Annotated in this window: 9 protein-coding genes; 4 read left to right on the forward strand and 5 right to left on the reverse strand. The window is 71.7% G+C overall.

What is annotated here, in order from left to right; genetic code table 11:
- Positions 1-54: 54 nt before the first annotated feature.
- From ACZ5VQ_RS17880 to ACZ5VQ_RS17890, 3 genes are all read right to left on the reverse strand, one after another.
- Positions 55-1,980 carry an FAD/NAD(P)-binding protein gene (locus ACZ5VQ_RS17880; RefSeq protein ID WP_469105807.1) on the reverse strand — a complete coding sequence of 642 codons (1,926 nt, stop codon included), beginning with the start codon at positions 1,978-1,980 and terminating at the stop codon, positions 55-57.
- Positions 1,981-2,531: 551 nt separating this feature from the next.
- Entirely contained in the window at positions 2,532-4,175 is a 1,644-nt protein-coding gene (locus ACZ5VQ_RS17885) for an alkaline phosphatase D family protein (RefSeq protein WP_469105710.1), read from the reverse strand.
- Between the two features lie 188 nt (positions 4,176-4,363).
- A complete protein-coding gene (locus tag ACZ5VQ_RS17890) occupies positions 4,364-5,008 on the reverse strand; it encodes an HNH endonuclease family protein (protein WP_189838102.1) in 645 nt (214 codons plus the stop codon).
- A gap of 332 nt (positions 5,009-5,340) precedes the next feature.
- Here ACZ5VQ_RS17890 and ACZ5VQ_RS17895 point away from each other — a divergent pair, with 332 nt between their 5' ends.
- Complete coding sequence (locus ACZ5VQ_RS17895) at positions 5,341-6,009, forward strand: HAD family hydrolase (protein WP_469105711.1); 669 nt, start codon at positions 5,341-5,343, stop codon at positions 6,007-6,009.
- Between the two features lie 354 nt (positions 6,010-6,363).
- On the opposite strand, the gene ACZ5VQ_RS17900 is transcribed toward ACZ5VQ_RS17895, so the two are convergent.
- The gene (locus ACZ5VQ_RS17900; protein WP_469105712.1) at positions 6,364-7,473 is read right to left on the reverse strand and encodes a peptidoglycan-binding domain-containing protein; all 1,110 of its coding nucleotides are present in this window, start codon (positions 7,471-7,473) and stop codon (positions 6,364-6,366) included.
- Between the two features lie 167 nt (positions 7,474-7,640).
- On the opposite strand from ACZ5VQ_RS17900, the gene ACZ5VQ_RS17905 reads away from it, so the two are divergent.
- Positions 7,641-9,758, forward strand: a complete 2,118-nt coding sequence (locus tag ACZ5VQ_RS17905; protein ID WP_469105713.1) for an MDR family MFS transporter — start codon at positions 7,641-7,643, stop codon at positions 9,756-9,758.
- A gap of 103 nt (positions 9,759-9,861) precedes the next feature.
- Here the strand turns inward: ACZ5VQ_RS17905 and ACZ5VQ_RS17910 are convergent, their stop codons facing one another.
- Positions 9,862-10,383: a GNAT family N-acetyltransferase gene (locus ACZ5VQ_RS17910; RefSeq protein WP_469105714.1), complete on the reverse strand. Its 522-nt coding sequence runs from the start codon at positions 10,381-10,383 to the stop codon at positions 9,862-9,864.
- Positions 10,384-10,543: 160 nt separating this feature from the next.
- On the opposite strand from ACZ5VQ_RS17910, the gene ACZ5VQ_RS17915 reads away from it, so the two are divergent.
- Together ACZ5VQ_RS17915 and ACZ5VQ_RS17920 are read left to right on the forward strand one after the other, a co-directional pair.
- On the forward strand, positions 10,544-11,266 hold the full coding sequence (locus ACZ5VQ_RS17915; protein WP_469105715.1) for a hypothetical protein: 723 nt from the start codon (positions 10,544-10,546) through the stop codon (positions 11,264-11,266).
- Between the two features lie 5 nt (positions 11,267-11,271).
- Entirely contained in the window at positions 11,272-12,255 is a 984-nt protein-coding gene (locus ACZ5VQ_RS17920; RefSeq protein ID WP_469105716.1) for a hypothetical protein, read from the forward strand.
- The last annotated feature ends 119 nt before the right edge of the window (positions 12,256-12,374 follow it).

Here is a 12,374-nt window from a genome sequence, read left to right on the forward strand (position 1 = left end):
GAAAGGGGCCGGTGTGGGGGACGGAACCGAGTGAGTGCTCCACGTTAGGTCTGCCTAATCGATGCTTGCAAGTTCAACTTTTGGCCATGCTTGTACGCCTGCTGTGGGTTCCGGATCCGCCTCCCGGCCTTGTCCCGCTTGCTCCGTGGCCGTTCGCAGAACTGCCCGCGCCACCGCGTCGGCGTCCGACAGCGTGACCGAGTCCACACCGGGCCGGGCCCCGGCGGCGGTCACCCAGTGCACACCCTCCGTAGGCACTCCGATCGCGAACCGCCTTGCGTGCACGCGTCCCTGACGGTCGATCAGGCGGTAGGGGCGCTGCGTTACGTCCAGCCCTCCGGTTTCGTAACCGTCCACCGTGTGCGGGCGGCACTGGCCCGTCTTCAGGAGCCGGGCGAGGAGTTCGTCGGCCGTCCGCCGGAGGTCCGGCTCAGGCAGGCGTGCCTCGACGAGCGTCGTCGCCGTCACGGTCGAGCCGGGTACGTCGGGGGAGTGCGCCACCCAGGCCCCGCCCTCGGCCCGCACCTCCAGCCGCGGGCCCAGCACCTCCAGGACGCCCGCCTCGATCAGCGCGGTCATCTCCTCGATGCGGCGCCGGGGCGGGCCGATCGAGAGGAACGCGTTGAGCGGGGTGTACCAGCGGTCCAGGTGCTCCCGGCGAGAGGCTCCGCCGAGCCCGCCGTGGTCGACGATCTGCCGCAACTCGTTGCGCAGGTCGCGCAGTACGTCGAGAGCCGCCTTGAGGGGACCGTCGACGTTGCCGAGCGCGGCCTGTGCGGCGTCCTCGCGGAGATGGTCCAGCAGCCACTCCCGGAAGTCACCGGGACCGGTGAAGACCCGACCGCCGTACGGCCGTGAGATCCGGTCCCAGGACCAGCGGTCGGCCTCCGCGATCCCGAACTCGCCCAGGACTACCGCCTCTTGGGGGTCGCGGTGGGGGACGGAGAGGAAGCGCTCACGGAAGCCACGTATCAGGGCGGTGGCCAGGGCGGGCGCCGGGGTGGGGCCCGGGATGGGGTCCTGGGCGGCTTCCGCGAGGGCCTCCCGCCGCCGAGGGCACCCCAACAGCCCCTCGTAGTAGACGGTTTCGACCTCCTTCGCCACCAACGGCCATATCTCCGTGAGGAAGTCGGGCGCGTCGCCCGAGTCCGCGCGCTTGCGGAAGCGGGAGATGACCTCCGGGGTGAGGACGAGCGGCACGTGACGCCCGTACGGGCCCTTCGCGTTGTCGCCGCGGGCCTGGTACGGGATACCGCGGCGGGACCCGGCCCGCAGGTGCGGCTCCCGGCCCGAGGGGAGGTAGCGCAGGCCGGCCGGGGTGCGCCGGAAACGGCCGCCGCGGGCCGTCGTCAACAGCGCCATGTGGTCGAAGAAGTTGAGGCCCAGACCGCGCAGGAGGACGGTCTCGCCGGGGGCGACGGAGGAGAGGTCGAGGTCCGCCGGGTTGGCGGGCGGGACATGGCGGAGGCCGTGGCGGTCGGCGTACGCGGCCAGGCGCTGCTGTGCCCGGTCGGCCACGGCCGGCAGGTGGCCCTGGGCCAGGACCACGGCAGACAGGTCCGGGAGGGTGCGGCCGTTGTCTAGTACGAGGGTCTGGTGGCCGTCGGCCGTCTCGTCGAGGCGGGTCGCGCGCGCCCGGTGCGTCAGGACCCGAAGCGCGGGCGGTGCCCCGCGGACCACCTCGCCGAAGACCCACTCCAGGTACTGCCCGTACTGGGCGCGCGTCGGATAGTCGTCCGGGCCCAGCTCGCCGTCCGCCCAGGTGTGCAGGCTCGGGCCGGGGCGTATCGGGCCCGAGCAGTCCACGCTGTCGTCGGTGAAGAGGGTGACCTGCGAGGCCACGGTGTTCATCAGCAGCTCGGCAGGCTGGGCGGTGCGCCAGACCCGGCCGGGGCCCGGCGGCGACGGATCGATGACATGGACCGTCAGATGTGTGCCGGGTGCGAGGAGCTCTGGCGCGGAGGCGCAGAGGCGCTCCAGGACGCTGGTGCCGCGGGGCCCGGCGCCGACGAGCGCGACGGACGCGACGGACGCGGGGCGGCCTCTCCCGGACTTCGCGGTCTCCGCCGGTCCCGTGCTCTCCGCCGGTTCCGCGGTCTTGGCCGGTTCCGTGGTCCGTGCCGGGTCCGTCGGCTCCGCGGTCGCTGCAGACAAAGGTGTGACTCCCGGACAGGTGGGGCGCTGGGGCGCTGGGCAGAGCACACCGTCCGCCGGAAGCGGACGGTCCGCATCATCATGCCGTCGCGCGCCACGGGAGCCGAGCCCTGGAACGGATCAACCGGGCCGGTTGTGGGATGCGTCACGAGCATCACGGGCAACAAGCGTGTGCATCACGGGCAACGCGACAGTACTTGGGCAACGTGGGCATCGTGGGCAATAAACGTATGCAATCGGGGAATTGCGGGGCGTGGCGCGTCGCCGTGAGCGCCCCCCGTCCCGTCCCCGCCCCGTCCCGTCCCCGCCCCGTCCCGTCGCGGATCGCGTGAAGAGCGCTTGCGCGTGGGGGAGTTGTGACTCTCCGTGTCCGTGTGTCAGCTGAGTTCGGATTCGACGACCGTCCGCAGCCGGGCCGTGCCGCCCCGTACCTGCCGCGCCTGGTCGAGTCGCAGGCGGGCCGAACGGCCGCGCAGGGTCAGTGTCATGAGCTGGTTGCCGAACCAGGGCCCGCCGGTTTTCCGCCAGTCGACGGGTGGACGCCCGAGTCTGCCGTGCCGGGCGAAGCGGCGGCCGATCGCGCGGCCGACCCCGCTCCAGCCGAAACGGAAGCCGAGCCTTATCGAGAGCGGGATGGAGTTGTGGACGGGGGAACAGGTCAGCTGGAGCACCCGGGCGTCGGGTCCTTGCAGCCCCTCCCGCCAGACCGGCTCGGCGATGTACGCGTGGTGCACGTCCCCGGACAGCACGCACACCGTCGCCGGTGCCTGTGGTCCCGAGCCGGCCTCGGCGATCAGCTCCGCCAGCGTGTCGAACGACGACGGGAACGCCGCCCAGTGCTCCAGGTCCGCCGCCCGCCGCAGGTTCTCCCCGAACCGGGCCCAGCGCTCGCCCCGTTCGCCCCGGCACAGCGCGGCGTTCCAGCCCTCCGCGTCGTGCACGAGGTTGGGGAGCAGCCAGGGCAGGGAGGTGCCGATGAGGAGGTGGTCGTACGAACCCGGTTCCTCCAGTACCTGCTCGCGCAGCCATGCCTCCTGGGCCGGGTCGAGCATCGAGCGGTTCTTCTCGTCGAGGACGCGGGCCGCGCGGGAGTCGACCATCAGGAGCCGGGTGCGGCCGAAGTCGCGGCGGTAGCTCCAGCGGACCGAGGCCGGTTCGGTGTCGGCCCGGGCGGCGAAGGTGCGCAGGGCGTCCGTGCCGTCGGGGGTGGCGCGGACCGCTTCGTACAGGGGGTCCTCGGCGAGGTGCTCGGGCGGGAGGTTGCCGAGGTGCTGGTGGACCCAGTACGACATCAGGCCGCTCAGGATCCGCTCGCGCCACCAGGGCGTGGCCCGCATGTCGGCGACCCAGGCCTCGCTGGTGTTCCAGTCGTCGATGACGTCGTGGTCGTCGAAGATCATGCAGCTGGGCACGGTGGAGAGCAGCCAGCGGATCTCGGGGTCGAGCCACGATTCGTAGTAGAGGTGCGTGTACTCCTCGTAGTCCGCGACCTCGGCGCCCGGCGGTTCGTTCAGCCCGCGGCGGGCCTCCAGCCAGCGGCGGGTGGCGTTCGAGACCTCGTCCGCGTACACCTGGTCGCCCAGCAGCAGCAGGACGTCCGGGCGTTCGGTCTCCGGGTCCGCGGCGATGCGGGCCGCGAGGGTGTCCAGGGCGTCCGGGCCTCCCGGGTCCTTTTCGCCCGCGACCGGGGCAGCCCAGCGGCAGGAGCCGAAGGAGACCCGTACGGTCTCGTGGTCGTCCACCGGGGTGTGGATGACCGAGGGCGGGAATCGGGAGTCGGGGAGCGGCCAGACCTGTGCCCCGTCGAGCAGCACCTCGTACGAGGATGTCGTGCCCGGGGTCAGTCCGGTGACCGGGATCAGGGCGTAGTGATGGCCCGCGATCTGGAAGGTGCGGGACTCACCGCCCGCGCCGTCCGGGCAGCGCACCTCGGCGGTGCATGGGCGGCTCGCCTCGACCCAGATGGTCGCGGACGAGCCGTCGAGGTACCTCAGCAGTGGACCCAGGCGCAGTCCCGCCACGCGATCACTCTCCTCCGTCGCCCCGTACGGTACGGAACGACGGAGGTGAGCGGGGAGGTTCCGTGCATGGTGCAGTTGATCAGCCGCCGATCGATTCCGACCAATTGCCCGTCGGCCGGCGATCGGCTTCCCTCTTGCTGCCGGTTGGCCGCCTTTCTGCTGCCGGTCGGCTGTGGATCGGTCGCTGATCAGCAGCCGCTGAGGACCGAACTGAGCTTGCTCTTCTCCGCCGAGTCGACGGAGAGGTCGTAGTAGTACTTCACCTGGACCCAGGCGCGTACGTAGGTGCAGGCGTAGGCGGTGCGCGACGGCATCCACTCGGCCGGGTCCTGGTCGCTCTTCGACTGGTTCACGTTGTCCGTGACGGCGATGAGCTGCGGGCGGGTGAGGTCGTTGGCGAAGGCCTGGCGTGTGGACGCGGACCAGCTGTCGGCGCCGGAGTCCCAGGCCTCGGCCAGCGGGACGAGATGGTCGATGTCGAGGTCGGAGGCGGCGGTCCAGGTCGCGCCGTCGTAGACGGAGTACCAGCTGCCGCTGGTGGCCGCGCAGGCGGAGCTGGTGACGACGTTCGTGCCGTCGCGCTTCAGGACCGTCTCACGGGTGTTGCACGTGCCACTGATGGTGATCCAGTGGTTGAAGAGATCGCGGTCGTAGCCGGTGCGGTCCTCGGTCGCCACGGTGAGCGAGGCGAGGTAGGTGCGGGCGGTGGCGGCGCTGACCGGGGTGGGCAGCGCGGCGGAGGCGGTCGGGCCGTTGAAAAGCCCGACCATGGCTATCAATCCGGCGAAGGCGGCCACTAGACTCAGCCGTCGACGCGCGTAGATCTTCGGCATGCGAACTCCCTTGGGGTGGGGGGAAGTTGACCTGCGAGCTACTGAATGCTCGCGGTGGTTGGTTTCCGGGAGATGTGCGTCAGGTGAGAAGTTAATGACGTGGTCATGACACAACAAGGGGCGGGGCGGGACTTTCGGGTTTTCGTCGGCCGCCTTGTCGTGGGTTCGTGCGGAATGGGGCCTCTGGGGTGGTAGCGGGATCGGGTCCTTGTTTTGTACCGTGAAGGAACAAAGTGGCTCCCGTCCGCACTCCCTGACCGGCGGGCGGGGCCGCCTTGTCCCCGGGGTCACGGAACGGCCCCGCTCGGGACCCCTCTTCCACGCTTTGGAGCATGCCGATGACGGCGTCAACCGTGCTGACCGCCCGTGCCCTGCTGCTGGACATGGACGGCACCCTCGTCAACTCGGACGCCGTCGTCGAGCGCGTGTGGCGCCGCTGGGCCGACCGGCACGGGCTCGACGGGGACGAGGTCATGAAGGTCGTCCACGGGCGGCAGGGGTACGCGTCGATGGCCGTGCTGCTGCCCAGCCGGCCCATGGAGCAGAACTACGCCGACAACGCGCGGATGCTCGCCGAGGAGACGGCGGACATGGACGGGGTCGTGGCGGTTCCGGGGGCCGCGGAGTTTCTTGCCTCGTTGCGGGGGGTGGTGGCGCACGCGCTCGTCACGTCCGCGGATGTCGCGCTGTCCACCGCGCGGATGGGGGCGGCGGGGCTTTCGCTGCCGGAGGTTCGGGTCACGGCCGAGTCCGTGGGGGCCAGCAAGCCGGATCCTGAGGGGTTCTTGAAGGGGGCGGCCGAGTTGGGGGTCGCGCCTGAGGAGTGTGTGGTGTTCGAGGACTCGGGGGCGGGGATCTCGGCGGGGCGCTCCGCGGGGATGCGGGTGGTCGGGGTCGGGCCCCGGGCCGGGTTTCATCGGCCGGATGTTGTGGTGCGGGATCTTCGGCAGGTGCGGGTCGAGGATTTGGGGGGTGGGGAGGTTCGGCTTCGGGTGGGGTGAGCGGGGGCGGGGGTGGGGATTGTGGCTGTGGGCTTTCGGGTTCGGCCGAGTGGGGGTTGTTGCGCAGTTCCCCGCGCCCCTGAAAGCTTGGGGTCAAGCCGTTTGACAGGGCAGCGTCCGATGCCTTCACTGCCCGGAGCCCGGAGCCCGGAGCCCGGAGCCCGGAGCCCGGAGCCCGGAGCCCGGAGCCCGGAGCCCGGAGCCCGGAGCCCGGAGCCCGGAGCCCGGAGCTGTCGAGGCCCAAGGGGCAGCGGCTTCAAGGACTGGAGCCCGGTGCCTTCGAAGGCCAGGACTTGGCCCCCTCCGTCTGTCAGGAGCCGGGGCCTTCGGGGTTCAGGGGTCTGGGGTCGTTTTCTACGGTTCTGTTGTTTCTGATTCCAGGCGGGTGCGGGTTTCTTTGTCGTAGGTGCCTGCGTCCTCGTTGTTGATGCCTCGGGTGAGTTGGTAGTTGCGGACGGCGTTCTCGGTTTTGTTGTCGTAGTCGCCGTCGGGGGTGCCCGTGAACAGGGCCACCTGCTGGAGGCGTTGCTGGAGTTCGGTGACCTCGGGGCCCTCGTCGCCGCGGCGCAGTGTCACGGGCTCGGCCTTCTCCGGTGGGGCGGAGGGCGGGCCGGTCGTGGGCGTGGGGGCGCCTGTCGACGGGGCGCGGGTCGTGGCGGTCGGGCGGGGCGGGGTGGGTGACGTCGTCGACCTCGTCGGTGACGGTGTCGTGCTTGCGCTGCTCGACTCCGACGGTGAGGGCGACGGCGACCGCGTGGGCGATTCGGAGTCCGACGGCGACGGCTCGTCCAGAGTCGTGTCCGGCACGCTCGCCCGTATGTCGTCCGGGGCCGCGCTCTCCCGCGACGGCGCGTCGTACGAGAACAGTCCGCTCGCGAACCCTGCCGCCGCGACCACCGCCGCTGTGGCGCCTGCCCCGACGAGTGCGAAGCGGCGGCGTCGGCCGGTGCTCTCCGTGGGGCCCTCGGCCGGGTCCAGCCGATGGGCCTCCTCGAAGAGGCTCGTGTCGGGGACGGGCGAGCGGGGCAGTGCCGTCGCGCGGGGCAACCGGGCGGTGGCGGCCGCGTCCGCGGGCTCCCTTTCGTGCGTCGCGTCGTGCATCGCGCTCGTGGGCGGCGGCTCGGACGGCGCGCCGTACCCGTACCCGTAGCCGTGGTCGTACCCGTGCTCGTGCTCCTGCCCGTGCTCGTGGTCGGTGCCGTCGGCGGCAGGGGCGCCGGACGTGCCGCCCGGCTGCTCCGGAGTGCCTGAGCCTGCCGGGTCCGTGGCTCCCGGTGCCGTCGGGTCCAGGTCCACGTAGGGGCGTATGCGCAGGGGATCGAAGTCCTCTGCCGCGGCGGCCTCCGCGGAGCGGGTCTCCAGCAGGGCGTCCGCCGCCCGGCGGCCGCAGTCGCACGTGGGGGAGCCCCCCGACTCCCAGGGCGCCCCGCATTCCGGGCATATGTGACCGTTCCGGTCGTTCACGTGTGGGTTCCTCCCCGTACGAACTCCAGCGATTATGCAGACACCCTCCACACAATCTCCCGGTTACCCCCGGAATCCCGGACTCCGTAGCGGATTCAACAGGCCATAACCGGTCACACCGACCAGGATGGAAGAGGAAACGGGACTCTCGTGGCCGGGAGGTCTTCATGGCCGAGGATGCGCACGGTGCGAACGACACGAACGGCACGAACACACCGAAGGCGGCCCGCCACACCCGGGACCATTCGCGCGGTGCCACCGCCGGTCAGGAGCACCCGAAGGGCGGCGTCCTCGTCTCGATCGGGGCCCTGCTGCTCGGACTACTCCTCGCCGCGCTCGACCAGACGATCGTGTCGACCGCGCTGCCGACCATTGTCAGCGACCTGGGCGGTCTCGACCACCTGTCGTGGGTCGTCACCGCGTATCTGCTCGCCTCGACGGCCGCCACCCCGCTCTGGGGCAAGCTCGGTGACCAGTACGGACGCAAGAAGCTGTTCCAGACCGCCATCGTGATCTTCCTGATCGGCTCCGCGCTGTGCGGTATGGCGCAGAACATGCCCCAGCTGATCGCCTTCCGCGCCCTCCAGGGCCTTGGCGGCGGCGGGCTCATCGTGCTGTCGATGGCGATCGTCGGCGACATCGTCTCGCCCCGCGAACGGGGCAAGTACCAGGGCCTGTTCGGTGCGGTCTTCGGCGCGAGCAGCGTGCTCGGCCCGCTGCTCGGCGGGCTGTTCACCCAGCACCTGAGCTGGCGCTGGGTCTTCTACATCAACCTCCCCGTCGGGATCGTCGCGCTCGCCGTCATCGCGACCGTCCTGCGCATCCCGGTCCGCGCCCAGAAGCACACGATCGACTACCTCGGTACGTTCCTGATCGCGGCCGTCGCCACCTGTCTGGTCCTCGTCGCCTCGCTCGGCGGCGGCACCTGGGCCTGGGGCTCGGTGCAGATCATCGGCCTCGCCGTGCTGGGTGCCGTCCTCGCCGTGGCGTTCGTGGCCGTCGAACGCCGGGCCGCCGAACCCGTACTGCCCCTGAAGCTGTTCCGGATCCGCACCTTCACCCTCGCCGCAGTGATCAGCTTCATCGTCGGCTTCGCGATGTTCGGCGCGATGACGTACCTCCCGACGTTCCTCCAGGTCGTCCACGGCATCTCGCCCACCATGTCGGGCGTGCACATGCTGCCGATGGTGGCGGGACTGCTCGTCTCCTCGACCGTCTCCGGGCAGATCGTCAGCCGCACGGGCCGCTGGAAGGTGTTCCCCATCGCCGGAACGGGCATCACCGCGCTCGGTCTGCTGCTCCTGCACCAGCTCGACGAGAACAGCTCCGCGGGCGAGATGAGCTCGTACCTCCTCGTGTTCGGCCTGGGGCTCGGCCTGGTCATGCAGGTCCTCGTGCTGATCGTGCAGAACTCCGTCTCGTACGAGGATCTCGGCGTCGCCACCTCCGGCGCCACCTTCTTCCGCTCCATCGGCGCCTCGTTCGGCGTCGCGATCTTCGGCACGGTCTTCGCGAGCAGGCTGGGCAGCGAACTCACCGCCGCGCTCCGGGGGCAGGACCTCCCGCCGAGCCTCGGCACGGACGCGCTGAAGGCCGACCCGAAGATCATCGCCGACCTCCCGATCGCACTCCGGCCGCCCGTCGTCGAGGCGTACTCCACATCCATCACGGACGTCTTCCTGTACGCGGCCCCGGTCGCCCTCGTCGGTTTCGTGCTCGCCTGGTTCCTGCGCGAGGACAGGCTGCGGGCCTCGGTGACGGCACCCGACGCCACCCAGACGCTGGCCAGCAACCCGGTGGAGCGCTCCTCGTACGACGAGGTGTGCCGCGCGCTGTCCGTGCTCGGCACCCGAGAGGGGCGGCGCGAGATCTACCAGAAGATCACCGCCCGCGCCGGGTACGACCTGCTGCCCGCCACGAGCTGGCTCCTGCTGCGGATCAGGCGCTACGGCTGGGCCGAGCCCGCCGTCCTCGCCGAGCGCAGCGCGGTGCCCCTGCACGTCGTCATCGCGGCCGCCCGCCAGGTCGAGGAGCGGCAGCTCGCCGTACGGGAGGGCCTCGACCTCGTCCTGACCGACCAGGGCCGCGAGGCCGCCGAGAAGCTGTCCAAGGCCCGCGAGGAGTCCCTCGCCGAGCTCCTGGGCGACTGGTGGGGCCCGGACCGCCCCACCGACCTGGACCGGCTCGTGAAGGAGCTGAACGCCGAGATGTGCGGCTCCAACGAGGAACGCCCCCACAACGGAACCGTGCCGAAGCCGACCGGCCGGGTGTGGCTCACCAAGTGAACCCGGGGCGGCGGCCCGGCAGTCGACGAGCGAGACGTGCCGGGCGGGACATCACTACGGGCGGGACATGGCTACGGGTGGGACATGACCACGGGCGGGCGGCTCAGGCGGTGAGCCGCTTGGCGAACCAGTGCTCGGCGTACACGGCGTCGTTGTACGCCTCGGTTTCCGCGTAGCCGTGCTGGGCGTACAGCGCCCGCGCCTCCACCAGGTCGCCCCGCGTGTCGAGGATCAGCCGCCCGGCCCCGAGCTCCCGGGCCGCCGCCTCGGCCGCCCCGAGCAGAACGGCACCGCCGCCCCTGCCCCGCAGATCCCGGCGTACGAAGACACGCTTGAGCTCGCCCGTCGCCGCGTCCCGGAGCCGTACGCCCGCCATGCCCGCCGCCTCGCCGTCGTGCCGCGCGACGAGCAACACCCCGACGGGCGGGGCGAATTCGGCTCCGGTGTCGGCGGCGATCTCGCGTTCCAGCTCGGCCGGGTCGGTGTCGTGCCCGCGGTGCAGCCAGTACCAGCGGTCGCTGACCTCCGTGTAGTACGCCCGCCAGAGGGCGACCGCGGCCGGTGAGTCGAACGGCTCGGGGGCGACGGTCCAGGGCGCCGGCGCACCGGGAGTACGTATCTCCATGGCGGGCATTGTCACGAGGCCCCGTACGTGGTCCGCAAGTGAATTACCTCCGCAGTCGACGCGCTGCCGCACGGATGTCGCGAGCGCTGTTTGGGGACCGTCGTCCGGGCAACCCGGCTGGGGAAGCGGCCCACTGGGCCCAGAACCCGGAAGGCATTCCATGTCCACAGGCGTGATCATCCTTCTGATCGTGGTCGCGGTGGCTCTCGTGGCCGCCGTGGTCGCCCGGTCCGTCGCGGCCCGCGGGGCGGGCGGCGGGCGGGGTCTGAAGCGGCGCTTCGGGCCCGAGTACGACCGGGCCGTCGCCCGGCACGACGGCGACTCCAAGGCCGCCGAGCACGAACTCGAAGAGCGGGTGAAGCGGCACGGATCGCTGCGCGAGCAGCCGCTGGAGCCCGCGGCGCGGGAGCGGTACATGGTCCGCTGGACCGCGGTCCAGGAGCAGTTCGTCGATTCGCCGCGCGACGCCGTCGTCGAGGCGGACCGGCTGATCGCCGAGGTGGCCGGCGCCCGCGGGTTCCCGGACGGCGGCCGTTACGACGAGCAGCTCGACGCGCTCTCCGTGCACCACGCGCACCACGTCCACGGCTACCGGCGCGTCCACCGGGCCGCGCACGCGCCCACGGCCGGCTCCGGCGCGGGCCAGGCGGCGGCCGGTACGGAGGAACTGCGCGAAGCACTGGTCGAGGCCCGCGCACTTTTCCAGGACCTGACGGCCCCGGTCCGCGGGGAGGAAAAGGCGCTGTCCAGGGGGAAGGGCGAGCCCCGGAAGAAGACCGAGGAAGCCCCCGCGGCCACCCGAACGGACACCGACACCGACAGCTCCCGCGGCCGCCTGCACGCGCCGTGGGCACTCAACAGGCGCCATGCGAAGGGGAGTTGAGAGTCATGCCGGACGACAACAAGACGACCGGACCCTCACAGGACCGGCGCAACGACACCCCGACGTCGGCGGACCAGCCGCCGTCTCCCGACCGGCGGACGTCGACCGACCGACGGACTTCCGCCGACCGGCGCCTCTCTCCCGACCGGCAGACCTCAGCCGACCGGGCCGGCTCACCCGACCCGGCCGAGGCCGCAGGCCGTGCCGAGGCACCTGACCGGACCGGGGTCATCGGCCGGATCGAGACACCTGACCGGGCCGGGGCACCTGACCCGGCCGAGGCCGCAGGCCGTGCCGGTTCACCCGACCGGACCGGGGTCATCGGCCGGATCGAGGAACCCGACCGGATCGAGGAACCCGACCGGGCCGGGGCACCTGACCGGACCGAGGCTGCCGGCCGGACCGGGACACCCGGCCGGACCGAGATGCCTGACCGGACCGAGATGCCTGGCCGGGCCGAGGCTGCTGGCCGGGCCGAGGCTGCTGGCCGGGCCGAGGCTCCCGGAAGGCCCGCCACTCCCGGAGGGCTCCCCGCTCCCGACACCGGCTCAGGCACACCCGCCCCGTCAGGGGCGCGGGGAACTGCGCGATCAGCCCAGGCCGACCTGCACCAGAACACGGCGGCCGGTTCAAGGACTCCCGAAGGCACAGGCGTCCCAGGCGCCCCGGCCGCAACCCAGGCCAAGTCACCCTCCGGAACCGCCGGAGGTACCGGCGGACGCCTGATGTCCCCCGACGCGGGCGACAAGTGGAGCCTCCAGCTACAACACGCGGTGGCCGGCTTCATAGACGGCCCCCGCGGCTCGGTCGAGGAGGCCGACAAGGTCCTCCAAGAGGTCGCGGCCCGCTTCACCGACGCAGTGACCGAGCGCCGCCGCACGCTCCGCACGTCCTGGCAGACCACCGGCGAGGACAAGGCCGACACCGAACAACTCCGGCTGGCCCTACGGGACTACCGGGAACTGGCGGAACGGCTGCTGCGGCTCTGAACCCGCACACGTCGGCGAACCCACGTGCCCGCGCGAACCCCTGTACGTCCGCGAACTCCCGCACACCATAGGCATCTTGCGCAGCGAGGCCCTGCCCCGGGCCATGTGTCGGGGCAGGG

The organism is Streptomyces sp. NPDC033178 (genome assembly GCF_055577685.1).